General features: G+C 70.1%; 1 protein-coding gene (running past one end of the window). It reads right to left on the bottom strand.

Annotated elements, in window-relative coordinates; translation table 11 throughout:
* Nucleotides 1–106 precede the first annotated feature (106 nt).
* A protein-coding gene (locus NC7_RS05690; protein WP_067979812.1) for a non-ribosomal peptide synthetase crosses the window boundary here: on the bottom strand, nt 107–19,660 show its final stretch. Its footprint extends 25,314 nt past the window's final position; only the last 19,554 of its 44,868 coding nucleotides appear in the window; its start codon lies beyond the right edge, outside the window — the gene reads right to left on this strand; it ends in the stop codon at nt 107–109.

Here is a 19,660-nt window from a genome sequence, read left to right as displayed (position 1 = left end):
GGCCTTCCTGGTCGGTTGCTCCGCGATCATCCAGCAACGCTACCAAGGTAGCATCATTATCGGCAAGCTGGCTAGCGCGAAAAGCGGCTAGCCAGCTAGCACATCGTCACACGGCGACGACGACCACCGACACTTCACCGTCGGCGGGGCCGGTGTCCTCGCCTGCCACCACGAACCAGTGCGTGACCTCGCCGTCGGCCAGGTCGTCTTCGACCGGGCCTGCGGGGAGGACCGACAGGGCGCCCGCGGTGGCCGACACCAGGAATTCCTGGATTGCGGCCGGGCCGGAGGCGTGGGTGGTGTAGGTGGTGCATTCGTAGTCGATGCCGTGTTCGTCGCGGAGGCGTTCGGCCAGGGCGACGGCTTCGGACTGGGTGAGCACCGCTGTGGTGTCGGCGGTGACCTGGACGAAGGCCGGGTGGTCTTCGGCCAGGGGGCGGATCCGGTCGGCGTAGGAGACGGGATGCGCTGCGGCTGCGGCGATCTCGTCTTCCACGTCGGGCAGGACCAGCCATTCGCCAGCCACCCCGGCGACCGGAGCCGCGCTGATGCCGTACGCCGCACCGGCGGCGGCCAGCTCGACGCCGGTCAGGTCGCCCGCGAACAGCACTGCGGCACCGGCCTTCTGCACCGCCCAGGCGGCGAGCACCGAATCGACACCCCGCGGCAGCGAGACCGCGACCACGTCGCCCGGACCGGCACCGCGCGCGATGAGCACGCGGGCCAGCTGCGACGACTTGCGGTCAAGGGCGCTGTAGGCGATCTCGTTGTCGCCGCGCAGCAGGGCGGGTGCCTGCGGGTCGGCTTCGACGACCTCGGCAAGCACCTTGGCCACTGTCTGCGCACCGACACCGGTCACCGCGACGGGTGCCGAAACCGCGGCTGTCACACCGGATTCGGCGAGCAGCTTGGCGCGTTCGGTGGCATCGAGGATGTCGATGTCACCGACCAGGCCGGTCGGGTTCTCCAGCAGTTCGTCGAGCACCCGCAGCAGTCGCGCCGACAGGGTGCGGACTTCGTCCTCGGTGAAGGTGCTGCGCAGGTAGCGCATGGTGATCTCGATGGTCGACTCGGCCATCACCACCAGCGTGAGCGGGTAGTGGGTGGCGTCGTCGAGGCCGACACCGGTGACCTGCATGCCGTCGATCGAGCTCGCCGCGGTGACGGCGTCCTTGTCCATCGGGTAGGACTCGAACACCAGCAGCGTGTCGAACTGCGAACCGGCACCGGCCACCCGCTGGATGTCGGACAGGCCGACGAAGTGGTGGCTGAGCAGTTCGGCCTGTTCGGACTGCACCTTCTGGGTGAGCTTCTCCGCCGTCATCCGGTCGTCGATCCTGATGCGCACCGGCAGGGTGTTGATGAACAGGCCGACCATCGACTCCACGCCGGGCAGTTCGGCCGGACGACCGGAGACGGTCGCACCGAACACCACGTCGTCGCGGCCGGTGAGGCGCCCGACGACGATGCCCCACGCGGTCTGCAGCAGCGTGTTCACGGTGACACCGAGTTCACCGGCGAACTTGCCGAGCGCCCGGGTGCGGTCGTTGTCGATCTCGACGACGACCTTGTCGATCTCGAAGCGCTCCTCGGTGCGCGGCGGCGGCGCCAGCTGGGTGGGTCCTTCCACCCCGGCCAGAGCGTCGGCCCAGGCCCGCAGCGACACGTCGCGATCCCAGCCCGAGAGCCAGGACAGGAAGTTGCGGTAGGACGCTACGCGCGGCAGGGCGGTGAGGTCGCCGTGCACCGCGTAGAGCACGAGCAGATCACGCATGAGCAGCGGCATCGACCAGCCGTCGACCAGGATGTGGTGCACCGTGATCGACAGGTGCGCCTTGTCCTCGGCGGTCTTGAACAGACCGAAGCGGATCAGCGGCGCGGTCGCCATGTCGAACTGGTTGGCCCGGTCGGCGGCGAGCAGTTGCTGCATGCGCGGCATGCGCACGTCCTCGGGCAGCTCGGTCAGGTCGACCTCACGCCACGGCACCTCGAGCTCGCCGAGCACCACCTGCACCGGCTGACCGGCCGAGTCGGTGACGAAGGCGGTCCGCAGGTTCGGGTAGCGGTCGAGCACGCCCTGGGCGGCCTTGCGCAGCCGCTCGGCGTCGAGGGTGCCGGTCAGGTCGAGGACGGCCTGCACGGTGTACACGTCGACGGTCGCCGAGCTGATCATGGCGTGGAACATCAGGCCCGCCTGCAGCGGCGAGAGTGGCCACACCTCCGACAGCGCGGGGTAATCGCGTTCCCACACATCCAGATCGGACTGTTCGACGCGCACCAGCGGCATGTCGGACGGGGTGAAACCGCCCGCGTCGGAGCGCTGCGCGTGCGTGGCGAGCGCGGTGAGCGCGGCCACGAACAGGTCGGCGAACTCCTGTGCCTGTTCGACGGTGAGCAGCCCGGTCGGGAAGGCGATGTTCGCGCCGAGCTGCGGGCCGTCCTCGCCCTCATCGACGATGGCGTTGATGTCCAGCGTCGCGTTGGCGGGCATGTCGAGGTCCATCTCGGCGTCGAGCTGACCCAGGTCGGCCACCGGGATCCAGCCGAGTTCGGCCAGTTCGGCGGGGATCTCGCCCGCGCCCGCCCTGCCCAGGTAGTTGAAGCTGATCTGGCCGACGCTCGGCAGATCGGCACCCTGCTCGGTGAGGTACTTGAGCATGCCGTAGCCGATGCCCTTGTCGGGCACGGCGAGCATCTGCTCCTTGACCGACTTGATCACGTCACCGAGCACGGCGCCGCCCGCGAAGGCGTCGTCGAGATCAGCGCCTGCCAGGTCCAGCCGGACCGGGAAGGCGGTGGTGAACCAGCCGACGGTGCGCGACAGGTCGGCACCGGCGACGATCTCTTCCTGACGGCCGTGGCCCTCCAGCTTGATCAACGCCGGGGAACCGGATTCGTCTCCGCGCCAACGGGATACAGCCAACGCCAAAGCGGTGAGCAGACCGTCGTTGACACCGCCGTGGTAGAGGCCGGGGATCGCGGTGAGCACCGCGTCGGTGACCTCCGGCGACAGGGTGACCTGCACGCGGTCGACGGTGGCGAAGGTGTCGACCTTCGGGTCGAACGGACGCGAACCAAGCAGCGGGTCGGGCGTCGAGGACACCTCACGCCAGAACGGCAGTTCCGTGCGACGGTCCTCGGCCTGCTCGACCAAGCTGTGCGCCCAGCGCCGCATGGACGTGCCGTTGGCGGGCAGGTTCACCGGCTGACCGGCCGCGATCTGACCCCAGGCCATGCCGAGGTCCGGGATCAGGATGCGCCAGGACACACCGTCGATCACGAAGTGGTGGCCGACGATGAGCAGGGCGTCGCGGCGGCGGGGGCTCTGTGTCGGTGCGCCGAAGGCGAACCACACGAACTGCACCATGGCGGCACCGGCCGGGTCGAGGCGACCCATGGCCTGGTCGTACTCGGCGCTGGCCAGGGCGGACAGTTCCTCGTCGGTGACGTCACCGGACATCTCGACGCGACGCACCAGGGCGCTCACATCGACCGCGCCGGGCGCCAATGCCTCGAACTGCCAACCCTTCTCGCTGTCACCCTGCTGCGCTCCCGAGAGCCCTGCGTGGTCACGCTCCGCTACCGCCTCCGGGCTCACCGCTCGCTCCGCGCGAGCGACCCGTGAGCGGAGCACATCGTGGTGATCGAAAACCGCACCGATGGTGGCGTGCAGGACCTCTTCGGAGATGTTCTCCGGCAGGCGCAGCACCATCGACTGGGAGAACCGGTCGTAGGTGGAACCGCTGCTGAGGATCTGGCGCATGATCGGCAGCATCGGGATGTCGCCGACACCGCCACCGGGCAGTTCCTCGAGCACGATCTGCTCGGTGTCGCCCGCGAGGACCGCGATCTCGGCCAGCCCGGCCACGCTGCGCTTCTCGAACACGTCGCGCGGCTTGAACAGCACGCCGCGGTCCTTGGCCCGCGACACCAGCTGGATGGACAGGATCGAGTCACCGCCGAGGGCGAAGAACGAATCGTCCAGGCCGACCGCGTCGACACCGAGGACCTCGGCGAAGACGGCGGCGATGATCGCCTCGATATCGCTTGTCGGCGTGCGGAACTCGCGCGGGGCGAGCACCGGTTCGGGCAGGGCGCGACGATCCAGCTTGCCCGCGGGGGTCAGCGGGATCTCGTCGAGCACCATCACTGAGGCGGGCACCATGTGCGCGGGCAGCTGCTGCGACACGAACTCGACCAGGGCGCCGGGTTCGACAGCACTGCCGGGAACCGGTCGCACGTAGGACACCAGGATGGTCGCGCCCGCGTCGGTGGTGCGGCCGATGGTCGCCGCGAAATCGACGTCGGGGTGCGCGGTGAGTACGGCGTCGATCTCGCCCAGTTCGATGCGGAAGCCGCGGATCTTCACCTGGAAGTCGTTGCGGCCCACGTATTCCACGACGGGCTTGCCGTTGACGGTGCGCCAGGCGACCACGTCACCGGTGCGGTACAGGCGCGAGCCCGGTTCACCGTAGGGGTTGGCCACGAAGCGTTCGGCGGTCAGGCCGAGGCGCTCGTGGTAGCCGCGGGCCAGCGGCACGCCACCCAGGTACAGCTCACCGGACACACCCTCGGGGACCGGATGCAGGCGACTGTCGAGAACCAGGACGGTCGCGCCGGGGATCGGGCCACCGATGTTCATGGTGTCGCCGGGCAGCAGCGCGTCGGACAGGTTGGTCGCGATGGTCGCCTCGGTGGGGCCGTAGGCGTTGTAGAACCGGTGACGCGCCGGGTCGGTTCCCGCGCTGTGCCAGTTCGCCACCAGGTCGACCGGCGCCTTGTCGCCACCGACGATCAGCGCTTCCAGCCCGGCCAGCGCCGACGGTTCCATCGACGCCGCGACGAGCGGGGTGAGGAACACATGGGTCAGGCCCTGGCCGACGATGATCTCGGCCAGTTCCTCACCACCGACCACGCCGACCGGCGTGATCACCAGGGTGCCCGCCGACCCGACGGCCAGCAGGAACTCGAGGATCGACGCGTCGAACGACGGCGAGGCGAACGCGAGGGTCCGCGCGTCCTTGCCGAGCCCGAACTGCGCCACCTCGGCGGCGGCGAAGTTGGCCACACCGGTGTGGGTGACGACGACGCCCTTGGGCAGACCAGTCGAACCCGAGGTGTAGATCATGTACGCGGTGTTGTCCGCGCGGACGGCGCCGCGACGGTCCGCATCGGTGACCGGCGCCCCCGACTGCTCGGCGACCTGCGCGTGCAGCGCCGCGTCGTCGAGGACGAGCCAGTCGCCCAGTGCGGGCGCGGGCAGGTGGTCGGCCTCGGCCGACACCGTGATGCCGAGGGCCGCACCCGAATCCGACATCATGTGCGCGATGCGCTCAGCCGGGTACTTCGGGTCGACCGGCAGGAACGCCGCACCCGACTTCACGACCGCCCAGATGGCGAGGGTGGTCTCGAGCGAACGCTGCATGGCGATGGCGACGACCGTCTCCGGTGCGGCGCCGCGCTCGATGAGCACCCGGGCCAGACGCGACGACGCGGCGTCGAGCTGGGCGTAGGTCAGCGAGCGGACATCGCCCGCCGCAGCCGACCCGGTTACCGCCGACCCGGCGCCTGCCGCAGCCGATGATCCGGCTCCGGCCTCGACCGACGGCATGCGCGAGTCGAGCGCGAGCGCATCCGCAGGGGACCCTGCGTCCGCACTGGTTTCGACATCTACACGCAGTGCCGAGGTGAGCGCGCGGATCAGGCCGGTGTCGACCGACTCGCCGGGGGCGACGATCGCCTGACCGGTCGGGTTGATCGCGACGGCCTGGGCCAGCAGCTCGGGCAGCGTGCTCGTGGCGAGCGCGGGACCACCTGTGCGGGTGAGCAATTCGGTGCGCTCGACGGTGTCGAGGAGTTCCAGATCGCCCACCGGGGTGGTGGTGTCGGCGACGACCTCGGCGAGCAGACGGCGGAACCGCTGCGCGAACTTCTCCACCGTCGACTGATCGAAAAGATCACTGGCGTAGGAGAACTCGGCGTAAGCACCGACGGTGCCCGATTGGCCGCCCTCCCGGGTCGCTGCGTGGTCACGCTCCGCTTCCACCTCCGCGCCCGTCGCTCGCGCGGCGGGGTCGCCCGCTCCGGCCTCGCGGACGGTGAGCAGCAGGTCGAACTTGGCCGTGTCGACGTCGAAGTCGACCGCCGAGACCGACAGGCCCGGCAGCTCGAAGCCCGCGTCGGGCAGGTTCTCGAACGACAGCGCCACCTGGAACAGCGGGTGCCGCGCGGTGGAACGCTCGGGGTTGAGCAGTTCCACCAGGCGCTCGAACGGGATGTCGGCGTGGGCGAAGGCGGCCAGGTCGGCCTCCTTGGCCTGCGCGAGCAGGTCGCCGAAGCTCTGCTGCCCGTCCACCTGCGTGCGCAGGGCGAGGGTGTTGACGAACATGCCGATCACGTCGTCGAGTTCGGCCTCACCACGGCCCGCGATCGGGGTGCCGACGACGATGTCCTCGGTGCCCGACAGGCGTGCGAGGAAGATCGCGAGTGCGGTGTGCACGACCATGAACAGGGTCGCGTTCTGCTCGCGAGCGATGGCGGTGAGACCGGCGTGGATGTCGGTGTCGATCGGGAACAGCACCCGGCCACCGGCGAAGGACTGCGTGCTCGGACGCGGCCGGTCCAGCGGCAGGTTCAGCTCGTCGGGCACACCGGCCAGCGCACGCTTCCAGTACGCGGCCTGCTGGGACAGCAGGCTGTTCTCGTCGGTCTCCGCGCCCAGCACCTCGCGCTGCCAGATGCTGAAGTCGGCATACTGCACCGCCAGCGGCGCCCAGCCGGGCGCCTCACCTGCCGCGCGGGCGGCGTAGGCGATCATCACGTCGCGGGTCAGCGGGCCCATGGACCAGCCGTCGGCGCTGATGTGGTGGGCCACGAACACCAGGACGTACTCACCCTCGGCGACCGCGGAGCGAGCCGCCACGGCGGCGCTCAGCGACCCTTCGCCGACGAAGACAGCGTCATCCCCGGCAGCGCTCGCGGCGTCGGCCGTTGCGGGGCCCTGCGCGGACGCGTCGCCGACAGCAGCATTGGTGACGACCGGCGACACGATCCGCATCAGCTTCGCGCGCAACGGCACTTCGCCGACCACGTCGAAGCCGGTCGAGATCAGTTCGGCGATCTTGTCGCGAACCTGGTCGGGGACAACATCTTCCGGTGTCAGGTCCGGCACATTGCCCTCGACCGGCAGGATCACCTGGTGCGGTGTGCCGTTGGCCGACGGGTACACCGTGCGCAGGGTTTCGTGGCGGGCGAGCACGTCGGCGACGGCCAGCTGCAACGCCTCGACATCCAGCGCGCCCGACAGGCGGACGGCGACCGGAATGTTGTTCACCGAGGAACTGGTGTCGAACTGGTTGAGGAACCACATGCGCTGCTGCGCGAGCGAGAGCGGCACCTGGTCCGGTCGCGGTGCGGCGACCAGCGCGCGACGCCCACCGGCACCGGCACCCTGCTCGACCTTCACCGCGAGCCCGGCCACCGTCGACGCCTCGAACAGCAGGCGCACGGGCACCCGGCTGTCCAACGCGGCACCGAGGCGGGCCGCCACCTGGGTGGCCAGCAGCGAGTTACCGCCGAGGGCGAAGAAGTCGTCGTCGGCACCGACCCGCTCGACGCCGAGCACGTCGGCGAACACGCCCGCCACGATCTCCTCGATCGGGGTGGACGGCGCGCGGAACGCCTGGGCCTCGAACTCCGGCTCCGGCAGTGCCTTGCGGTCGAGCTTGCCGTTCACATTGAGCGGCAGCGCGTCGAGCACGACGAACGCGGCGGGCACCATGTACGACGGCAGGCTCGCGGCCAGCGTCGACTTCACCTGTGCCACATCTACATCCGCACCGACCAGGTACGCCACGAGACGGTCGCCCGTACGCGGATCGGACTTGGCGATGACGGCGGCCTGCGCGATCTGCGGCAGCGCGAGCAGCGCGGCCTCGATCTCGCCGAGCTCGATACGGAAACCACGGATCTTCACCTGGAAGTCGGTGCGGCCTCGGTAGTCGAGTTCGCCACGCCCCTCGGGAGTATCGCCATCAATACGGCGCCAGGCCACCAGGTCACCGGTGCGGTACATGCGGGTGCCGGTGCCGAACGGGTTGGCGACGAAGCGGTCGGCGGTGAGGTCGGCGCGGCCGAAGTAGCCGCGGGCCAGTTGGGCACCGGCGAGGTACAGCTCACCGGCGACACCGTCGGGCACCGGGCGCAGCCGCTCGTCGAGCACGTAGACCTGGCTGTTCCATTCGGGCGAACCGATGGACACCGACCCCTGGTCGGCCGCGCTCACCCGGTGCGCGGTGATCGAGACCGCGGCCTCGGTGGGGCCGTACAGGTTGAACAGCTCGGTGCGCGGGAACGCGGTGCGGAACCGCTGCGCCAGCGAACCGGGCAGCGCCTCACCGATGGCGAGGACCCGCCACAGCGAATCCGGCATGCCTGTGCTGAATGGCGCCGAACCCGAGGGCCCTGCGTGGTCACGCTTCGCTACCGCCTCCGGGCCCGCCGGGCGCGGCGCGGCGGCCAGCAGCGCGTCGAGCATCGACGGCACCACGTGCAGTGTGGTGACCCACTCCCGGGTCATCAGCTCGTTGAGGTAGGCCGGGTCGCGGTGCCCGTCGGGCGACGCGATCACCAGGCGACCACCACACACCGCCGCCGACCAGAACTCCCAGACCGAGAGGTCGAAGGTGGCCGCGGTCTTGAGCAGCACCGCGTCGGCGGCGTCGAGGCCGAATTCCACCAGCTTCCACTGCAATTGGTTGGCGATTGCGCCGTGCGGCACCGCCACACCCTTCGGGCGGCCGGTGGAACCGGAGGTGAAGATCACGTACGCGGTGTTGTCCGGACGCAGCGGCTCGATCCGCTCCGCATCGGAAACCGGTGCGGCGCTGAGCTGCTCCAGCGCGAGTTCGTCGATGCGCACCACCGGTGCGGCATCGGTGGTGAACTCGTCGGCGGTGAGCACGCAGACCGGTGCCGCGGTGGTGAGGATGTAGTCGGTGCGTTCGGCCGCCTGGTCCGGGTCGACCGGCACGTACGCGCCGCCGGACTTGGCCACCGCGTACATCGCGACGATCAGGTCAACCGAGCGGCGCATGGCCAGCGCCACCCGGGCCTCCGGGCCGACGCCGAGCGAGATCAGGTGACGCGCGAGGCGGTTCACCCGAGCGTCGAGTTCGGCGTAGGTGAGCTGGTTGCCGTCGTCGGTGACCAGGGCGGTCGCCTTCGGGTCGGCCGCAACGGTGGCGTCGAGCAGCGAGACCAGGGTGGCCTCGGTGTCGACCGGGTTGGCGGTGTTGTTGCGGCCGTCGAGCAGTTCGGCGCGCTCGGCCGGGGCGAGCAGTTCGATATCGCCCACGGCGGTGCGCGGGGTGGCGACGATCGCCTCGAGCAGGCGCTCGAAGCGACGCAGGAACCCGTCGACCGTGGCGCGGTCGAACAGATCGGTGGCGTAGGTGAGCAGACCCGAAATGCCTTCGGGCTCACCGGTTTCGTCATAGACGTCACTGATGATGAGGTGCAGGTCGAACTGCGACAGGTTGCTGTCGACGTCGAGACCCGACACCGTCAGCCCGGGCAGTTCCAGGGTGGCGCGGCTGAGGTTCTGGAACGACAGACCCACCTGGAACAGCGGGTGCCGCGCGGTGGAACGCACCGGGTTGAGCACCTCGACCAGGCGCTCGAACGGCACGTCGGCATTGGCGAAGGCGGCGATGTCGTCTTCGCGTTGACGCGCCAGCAGGTCGGTGAAGGCCTCACCGCGCCGCACCTGGGTGCGGAACACCAGGGTGTTGACGAACATGCCGATCATGTCGTCGAGCACGGCCTCGCCACGACCGGCCATCGGGGTGCCGATGGCGATGTCGTCGGTGCCGGACAGCCGTGCGAGCAGCACCGCGAGCGCGGTGTGCACGACCATGAACAGGGTCGCGCCCTCCGCGCGGGCCAGTTCTACCAGCGCGCGGTGGGTTTCGGCGTCGATCCGCACGTCGACCTTGCTGCCCGCGAAGCTCTGCACGGCCGGACGCGGGCGGTCGGCGGGCAGGTCGAGCTGATCGGGCAGCTCGGCCAGTGCGTGCTTCCAGTAGGCCACCTGCTTGCTGGCCATCGAGTCCGAATCGTCCTCGCTGCCGAGCAGCTCGCGCTGCCAGATGCTGTAGTCCGCGTACTGCACGGGCAGCGGCACCCAACCGGGCTCGGTGCCCGCGGCCCTGGCGGCGTAGGCGGTCATCAGGTCGCGGGTCAGCGGGGCGACGGAGGAACCGTCACCGGAGATGTGGTGCACGACCATCGCGAGGACGAAGTCCGCACTGTTCTCCACTCGGAACAGGGCGACCCGCAGCGGCACCTCGACGGTGACGTCGAAGATCGTCGAGAGCAGCTCGCCGACAGCGGATTCCACCTCGTCGGCGGTGACCGTGCGCTCGAGCAGTTCCGGTGCGGCCTGCGCGGGCGACAGGATCACCTGTGCCGCACCGGCTTCGGTCTGCGGGTAGACGGTGCGCAGGATCTCGTGGCGACTCACCAGGTCGAGGATCGCCGCGCGCAACGCGGCCACGTCGAGCTCACCGGACAGGCGGACCGCGACGGGCACGTTGTAGGCCGCCGACTGGGTGTCGAAGCGGTTGAGGAACCACATCCGCTGCTGGGCCGGCGACAGCGGGATGTGCTCCGGTCGCGGACCGGCCGTCAGCGCCTTGCGGTCACCGGTCTCGGCGTGCTGCTCGATGCGCTGGGCCAATGCCGACACGGTCGACGCCTCGAACAGCAACCGCACCGGGATGCGGGTGTCGAGCGCCTCGCCGAGGCGGGCGGCGACCTGCGTGGCCAGCAGCGAGTTGCCGCCCCAGGCGAAGAAGTCGTCGTCCAGACCGAACCGCTTGTCGCCTTCCAGTCGCAGCACCTCGGCGAACGTCGCCGCGACGAGCTGTTCGCTCGGGCTCACCGGCGCGCGGAACACGGCCTTCTCGACCTCGGGCTCCGGCAGGGCCTTGCGGTCGAGCTTGCCGTTGGCGTTCAGCGGCAGGGCGTCGAGCCGCAGGAACACGGTCGGAACCATGTAGGACGGCAGCTCTGCGGCCAGTGCGGTGCGCAAGGCGGCCTTGTCGATTTCGGCGCCGACCCCCTCGGTCGCTGCCACGACGTAGGCGACCAGGCGATCGCCGACGACCGGATCGGTGTGGGCGAGCACGGCGGCGGAAGCGATGCCGGGCTGACGCAGCAGCGCCGCCTCGATCTCGCCGAGTTCGATACGGAAACCGCGGATCTTCACCTGGAAGTCGGTGCGGCCCCGGTAGTCGAGTTCGCCGTCGACGTTCCACGCGACCAGGTCACCGGTGCGGTACATGCGCGCACCGGACACCGAGAACGGGTCGGCGACGAAGCGGTCGGCGGTCAGATCAGCACGACCGTGGTAGCCGCGCGCCAGCTGGGCACCGGCCAGGTACAGCTCACCGGAGACACCGACCGGGACCGGGCGCAGACGCGAATCCAGCACGTAGACACGGCTGTTCCACTCCGGGCCACCGATCGACACCGACACCTGGTTGGCGTCGGTCACGGCGTGACTGGTGATCGAGACCGCGGCCTCGGTGGGGCCGTAGAGGTTGAACAGCGCGGCCGTGTTGTTGGTGCGGAATCGCTGTGCGGTCGCGGCGGGCAGCGCCTCACCGATCGCGAGCACGCGGCGCAGCGTGCGCGGCAGTGCGGCACCGGATTCGGTGAGCAGCGCGTCGAGCATCGAGGGCACCACGTGCAGGGTGGTGACGGCGGTGGCCCGCATCAGGTCGTTGAGGTAGGCCGGGTCGCGGTGACCGTCGGCCGTGGCGACGACGAGGCGGGCACCGGCGACGGCGGCGGTCCAGAACTCCCAGACCGACAGGTCGAAGGTGGCGGCGGTCTTGAGCAGCACCGCATCGTCGGCGCCGATCCCGAATTCGGCGGTCTCCCAGAGCAACTGGTTGACGATCGCGCCGTGCGGAACCGAGACACCCTTGGGCTTGCCGGTGGAACCGGAGGTGAAGATGACGTACGCGGTGTTCGCGGGGCGCAGGTCGCGACCCGTGATCGCCGCAGCGCTCACCGAGCTCAGGTCCAGGTCGTCGAGGACAACCACTTCCGCTGCCGCCGTGCCGAATTCGGCGCTCGCCGTGGTGAGCACCACTGCGGGAGCGGCGGTTTCGAGGATGTAGTCGGTGCGCTCGGCAGGCTGATCCGGGTCGATCGGCACATACGCCGCGCCCGTACGGGCCACCGCGTACATCGCGATGATCAGTTCGGCGGAGCGACGGATCGCCAGCGCCACCCGATCCTCGGCGCCGACCCCGCGCTCGATCAGGTACCGCGCGAGGCGGTTGACCTCGGCATCGAGTTCGACGTAGGTGAACTCGCGACGACCCGCGACAATCCGACCGGAAGCACCGACGGCGATCTGGCCCGGGACAACTGCGCCGCGCTGCGCGGGCGTGGCCTCGGTAGCAGCGGTACCGGAGTCCGCCTGTGGCTCGTCCACAACCAGCGCGATCGCGTCCGGGGCGGCCGCCACGGTCGCATCGAGCAGCGACACCAGGGTGGCGTCGGCGTCGACCGCGTGCGCGGTGTCGTTCCACGCCGTGAGGATGCGCTCGGCTTCCGGCTCGTCGAGCAGGTCGATGTCGCCCACCGGCACGCCCGCGTCGGCGGTGACCGCGTCGAGCACCCGCACGAACCGGTCCGCGAAGGCCTGCACGGTCGCTTCGTCGAACAGGTCGATGGCGTAACCGAATTCGGTGACCAGCTGGGCCGGTGCGCCGTCGTCGGTGTAGCGGTCGTAGAGGGTGACGTGCAGGTCGGTCTTGGCCAGCTGTGAGTCGTAGTCGACCGCGCTCACGGTGAGCCCGGGCAGTTCGAAGGTGGTCTCGGCCAGGTTCTGGAACGACAGGCCAACCTGGAACAGCGGGTTACGGGCGGTCGAGCGCACCGGGTTGAGCACCTCGACCAGGCGCTCGAACGGCACGTCGGCGTTGGCGAAGGCTTCCAGGTCGCGTTCGCGCACGTCGGCGAGCAGGTCGGCGAAGGTGGCGCCGGGGTCGACGGCGGTGCGGAACACCAGGGTGTTGACGAACATGCCGATCAGGTCGTCGAGTTCGCGTTCACCACGACCGGCGATGGGGGTACCGACGGCGATGTCGTCGGTACCCGACAGGCGGGCGAGCAGCACCGCGAGCGCGGCGTGCACGACCATGAACAGCGAGGCGTTGTTGGCCCGGGCCAGGTTGTGCAGTGCGGCGTGGCGCTGCGGGTCGATCTCGAAGCGGATCGCCTTGCCCTGGAACGACTGCGCGGGCGGGCGCGGCCGGTCGGCGGGCAGTTCGAGCTGGTCGGGCAGACCGGCCAGCGCCTCGGTCCAGTACGCGACCTGCTTGGCTGCGAGAGATTCCGGATCGGATTCGTCGCCGAGCACCTCGCGCTGCCACAGCGCGTAGTCGGCGTACTGCACCGGCAGCGGCGCCCACTGCGGCGCCTCGCCCTGCGAACGGGCGACGTAGGCGGCCATGATGTCGCGGGCCAGCGGGCCCATGGAGGAACCGTCGGCCGAGACGTGGTGCACGGTGAACGCGAGCACATAGTCGGCTTCATTGATTTCGAACAGGGCCACCGCGAGCGGCACCTCGCGGGTGACGTCGAAGGTGGTCATCGCGAATTCGATGACCGCGCCGAGCAATTCGTCCTCGTCGACCTCGATGTGGTGCACCTGCGCGCTGATCTGGGAGTTCGGCAGGATCACCTGGCGCGGGCCGTCGGCCGAGGCCGGGTAGGTGGTGCGCAGCATCTCGTGGCGGGCGAACACGTCGCCGATGGCCTGTTCGAGCGCGGGCACGTCGAGGTCGCCGGTGAGGCGGACCGCCAGCGGGATGTTGTCCACCGCCGAGGTCGAGGTGTCGAACTGGTTGAGGAACCAGTAGCGCTGCTGGGCGGGCGAGAGCGGGATGACGGCGGGCCGCTCCCCCGAGGTCAGGCGCGGCCGCGCCCGGCCCGAACCGGCGTTGTGCTCCGCGCGGGCGGCAAGCGCCGACACGGTCGAGGCCTCGAATAGGTCGCGGACCGCGAGCTGGGTGTCCAGGGCGGCACCGATGCGGGCGGTGACCTGGGTGGCCAGCAGCGAGTTGCCGCCGAGTTCGAAGAAGTCGTCGTCGGCGCCGACGCGGGTCACACCGAGCACGTCGCCGAAGGTGCCCGCCACGATCTCCTCGATCGGGGTCGAGGGCGCGCGGAAGGCCTTGGTCTCGAACACCGGTGCGGGCAGCGCCTTGCGGTCGAGCTTGCCCGAGGCGTTGAGCGGGAAGGCGTCCAGGATCACGAACGCGGTCGGCACCATGTACGCGGGCAGGGCACTGCCGAGTTCGGCACGCACGGCGTCGGTATCGATGGTGCTGCCCGCCGCGGGGATCAGGTAGCCGACGAGCTGGTCGCCGAGGCGTTCGTCGCCACGGACGACGACCACCGACTGGGCGATCGACCCAAGCGCGGTGAGCGCGGACTCGATCTCGCCGAGTTCGATGCGCAGACCACGCAGCTTCACCTGGAAGTCGGTGCGGCCCAGGTATTCCAGCTCGCCGTGCTCGGTCCAGGTGACGAGGTCACCGGTGCGGTACATGCGGGCGCCGTCGGTGCCGTACGGGTCGGCGACGAAACGGTCGGCGGTGAGATCCGGGCGGTTCACGTAGCCACGGGCCAGTTGGACACCGGCCAGGTACAGCTCGCCCGCGACCCCGACGGGAACCGGGTGCAGTCGCGAATCCAGCACGTACACCTGGGTGTTGAACACCGGCGCACCGATCGGCACCGAGGTGGTGTCGGCGTCGGTGACCTCATGGAAGGTGACGTCGACGGCGGCCTCGGTCGGGCCGTACAGGTTGTGCACGGCGGCCCCGGTGAGGGCGCGCATGCGCTGGGCGGTCGGCGCGGGCAAGGCCTCGCCGGAGGCGAAGACCAGGCGCAGGCTGTCGGCGCGGCGGTCGTCCTCGGCCAGTTCGGCCACGAACACCGACATCATCGACGGCACGAAGTGCGTGGTGGTGACGGTCTCGGCGGCGATGAGCTCGGCGAGGTAGGCCGGGTCGCGATGACCGTCCGGCTTGGCCACGATCAGGCGCGCACCGACCTGCAAGGGCCAGAAGAACTCCCACACCGACACGTCGAACGTGGCGGGCGTCTTCTGCAGGACGACATCGGCCTCGGTCAGGCCGTACGCCGTCTGCATCCACACCAGGCGGTTCACGATCGCGGCGTGGCTGACCGCCACACCCTTCGGCCGACCCGTCGAACCCGACGTGAAGATCACGTAGGCGGTATTCGACGGACGCAGCGGGGCGATCCGGTCGGCATCGGTGACGGGCGCGTCCGAGTAGGACGACAGGTCGAGGCTGTCGATGTGCAGCGCGGTGGCAGAACCCGCGTCGAATTCGTCACGGGCCGTGGTCAGTACGCACACCGGTGCCGCGATCTCGAGCACGTAGTCGGTGCGCTCGGCCGGGTGGTCGGGGTCCAGCGGCACATAGGCGCCACCGGCCACGCTCACCGCGTACATGCCGATCACCAGGTCGAGCGAGCGGCGCATACCGAGCGCGACCATGGTGTCGGGGCCGACGCCCTGGGCGATCAGGTGCCGGGCCAAGCGGTTCACCTGCGCGGCGAACCCGGCGTAGGACAGAGTTGTCCCCTCGAAGGTGAGGGCAGGTGCGTTCGCGCTGGTCGCGGCCTGTTCCTGGAACATCGACACCAGGGTCGCGTCCTGATCGACCGGGTGCGCGGTGGCATTCCAGCCTGCTACGACCTGGCGGTATTCGACCGGCGCCAGCAGCTCGACGTCACCGATCGCGCGGGTCGGGTCGGCGACGACCGACGACAGCAGCCGCACCAGGCGTTCGGCCAGGCTCGCGATGGTGGCCGCGTCGAACATGTCTGTCGCGTAGGCGAATTCGGCGGTCATGCCGTCGGCGGAACCGTCGGCGCGGTAGCGGTCGGTCAGGTTCAGGTGCAGATCGAACTTGGCCGTGACCACGTCGAGCGGCACGCCCGCGACCTCGAGGCCGGGCAGTTCGAACGAGGCCTCGCCGGTGTTCTGGAACGACAGCATCACCTGGAACAGTGGGTGGCGTGCCTGCGAACGGGCCGGGTTGAGGATCTCGACGAGCCGCTCGAACGGCAGGTCGGCGTGGCCGAAGGCGGCCAGGTCGTGCTCCCGCGTCGCGGCGAGCAGTTCGGCGAACGACTGCGCCGGGTCGACCGTGCTGCGCAGCACGAGGGTGTTGACGAACATGCCGATGGCGTCGTCGAGCACCGCTTCACCACGGCCCGCGACGGCGGTGCCGATGGCGATGTCGTCGCTGTTGGACAGGCGCGCGAGCAGGGCGGCGAACGCGGCGTGCACCACCATGAACAGGCTGGCGCCGTGTTCGCGGGCCAGTGCGTTGAGGCTGTGCGTCAGCGCCGGGTCGATCGAGAACTCGTGCACCCCACCGCGGTTGGACGCCACGGCCGGACGCGGCCGGTCGCTCGGCAGATCCAGCTGGTCGGGCAGCCCGGCCAGGGTGGTCGACCAGTAGGCGACCTGCTGGGCGATCATCGACGACGGGTCGGACTCGGAGCCGAGGGTTTCGCGCTGCCACAGCGCGTAGTCGGCGTACTGCACCGGCAGCGGCGCCCAGCCCGGTGCCTCACCGCGCGAGCGGGCGGCGTAGGCGATCATCACGTCGCGGGCCAGCGGACGCACCGACCAGCCGTCACCGGAGATGTGGTGCACCACGAAGACGAGCACGTGGGTGTCGGGGTGCGAGCCGTCCATGGAACCGGCCACGCGCAGCAGTTCGGCGCGCACCGGGACCTGCGCGGTCACGTCGAAACCGGCGAGCACGAGTTCGCTGATGCGGTCGCGGATCTCGTCTTCGCCGATCGTGACCGGGTCGATCGTGATCGGCACCTGCGCGGCGGGCAGCACGACCTGTACGCCGTGACCGTCGGCCGTTTCCGGGTACACGGTGCGCAGCACTTCGTGCCGCTCCACCACGTCGGCCACGGCTTGGCGCAGCGCGTCCACGTCGAGGTCGCCGGTCAGACGAACGGCCAGGGGGATGTTGTTGACGCCGGTGGCGCTGTCGAACCGGTTGAGGAACCACATGCGCTGCTGAGCCAGCGAGAGCGGCACCTGCTCGGGGCGTGGCCCGGCGACGAGCTCGCGACGGCTGCCGCTGCCCGCGTGGGTCTCCACCTTGGCGGCCAGCGCCGACACCGACGGCGCCTCGAACAGCACCCGCACCGGAACCCGGGTGTCGAGTGCGGCGCCGAGGCGGGCGACGACCTGGGTGGCGATGAGGGAGTTGCCGCCGAGGTCGAAGAAGTCGTCGTCGCGGCCGACCGGCTGGTCCTCGGAAAGTCCGAGCACCTCGGCGAAGGTGGCGGCGACGATCTCCTCGATCGGGGTGCTCGGGGCGCGGAACTCGCGGGCCTCGAACACCGGATCGGGCAGGGCGCGGCGGTCGAGCTTGCCGTTGGCGCTCAGCGGCATCTCGTCGAGCACGACGAACGCGGCCGGAACCATGTACGACGGCAGTTGCGCACCGAGATGCGCACGCAGCGTTTCGGTGTCGACGGTCGCACCCGCCGAGGGCACCACGTAGCCGACCAGCTGGTCGCCGGTGCGGGCATCCGAACGCACGACCACTACGGCCTGGCCGACGGTGTCGTGGGCGGTGAGGGCGGCCTCGATCTCGCCGAGCTCGATACGCAGACCGCGCAGCTTCACCTGGAAGTCGGTGCGGCCGAGGTAGGTGATCACACCGTGCTCGTCACGGCGCACCAGGTCGCCGGTGCGGTACATGCGGGCGCCGTCGTCGCCGAACGGATCGGCGACGAAGCGGTCGGCGGTGAGGTCGGGGCGGCCGAAGTAGCCGCGCGCCAGCTGCGAACCGGCCAGGTACAGCTCACCCGCGACCCCGGCGGGAACCGGGTGTAGGCGGGCGTCGAGCACGTAGGCCTCGGCGTTCCAGACCGGCGCGCCGATCGGGACGGCGCCGTCGACCTGGTCGGCGACCGGGGCGTGCGTGGCGTGCACGGTGAACTCGGTCGGGCCGTACAGGTTGAACAGGGCCGCGTCACTCACCCGGCGCAGGGCCGCGACGGCGTCCCCGGTGAACGCCTCACCGGCGATCAGCAGGGCGCGCAGCGAGGACAGAGCTCCGCCCTGGACTGCGGCGTCATCGATGCTGCCCGCGAAAACGGTGAGCATCGACGGCACGAACGAAGTCATCGTGACCCGTTGTGCCGCAATGACATCCGCGAGGTACTGCGGGTCACGGTGACCGTCGGGGCTCGCGACGACCAAGCGGCCGCCGGTGCTCAACGGACCGAACAGCTCCCACACCGACACGTCGAAGGTGGCGGGCGTCTTGAACAACACCACGTCGTCGGCGCCGATGCCGTATTCGCCGGTGATCCAACGGATCTGGTTCACCACCGCCGTGTGCGGCACCGCCACACCCTTCGGGCGACCGGTGGAACCGGAGGTGAAGATGACGTAAGCCGGGTGTTGCGGGCGCAGCGGCGCGATGCGCTCGGCATCGGTGACCGGGGCGTCCGAGTAGGCGGACAGGTCGACCGCGTCGATGACCAAGGTGGTCGGCTCGTCGACGGCGAAGCCGTCGCGGGACGTGGTCAGCACGACCACCGGGTTCGCCGTTTCGAGCACGTAGGCGATGCGGTCGGCGGGCTGGTCGAGGTCGAGCGGGACGTAACCGCCGCCTGCTTCCTGCACCGCGTACGCGGCGACGACCAGGTCGATGCTGCGGCGCAGGCCGAGGGCGACCAGTCGCTCCGGGCCGACCCCGGCCTCGATCAGGCGGTGCGCCAAACGGTGTACGCGCGAGGCGAATTCGGCGTAGGTGAGGGTCTCGCCGGTGGCCGGGTCGATGAGGGCGACCGCGTTCGGGGTGGCCGTGGCCTGACGGGCGAACTCCTCGACCAGGGTGCCCGCACCGGGCAGCTCGCGGGCGGTGTCGTTCCACCCGCGAACGGCCAGTTGCACCTCGGCGGCATCCAGCAGCGGGATGTCGCCCACGGCGCGGTTCGGAGTGGCCGCGATGGCGTTGAGCAGGCGGGTGAAGCGGGCAGCGAAGCTGCTCATGGTCGACGCGTCGAACAGGTCGGTCGCGTAGATCAGCTCGGCGACCATCCCGGCGGTGTCACCTGGCTTCTCGGTGAGCACCACCTGCAGGTCGAACTTCGCCACATCGATCGGCAGCTCCACACCGCTGGCGGTGAGGCCGGGCAGTTCGAGGCTGGCCTGGCCGGTGTTCTGGAAGGCCAGCATCACCTGGAACAGCGGGTGACGCGCCTGCGAACGGGCTGGGTTGAGGATCTCGACCAGCCGCTCGAAGGGCAGGTCGGCGTGCCCGAACGAGGCGATGTCGCTCGTGCGGACCTGGCCGAGCAGCTCGCTGAAGCTCGCCGCGCCGTCGACTTCGGTCCGCAGCACCAGGGTGTTGACGAACATGCCGATCAGGTCGTCGAGCGCGCGCTCGCCACGACCGGCGATGGGCGTACCGATGGCGATGTCGGACTCACCGGACAGCCGCGAGAGCAGCAGGGCCAGCGCCGCGTGGGTGACCATGAACAGCGTCGCGCCACG

The organism is Nocardia caishijiensis NBRC 108228 (genome assembly GCF_001612825.1).
In the GTDB taxonomy this organism is placed as follows: Bacteria; Actinomycetota; Actinomycetes; order Mycobacteriales; family Mycobacteriaceae; genus Nocardia; species Nocardia caishijiensis.
This window is presented reverse-complemented; position numbering and strand designations above follow the sequence as displayed.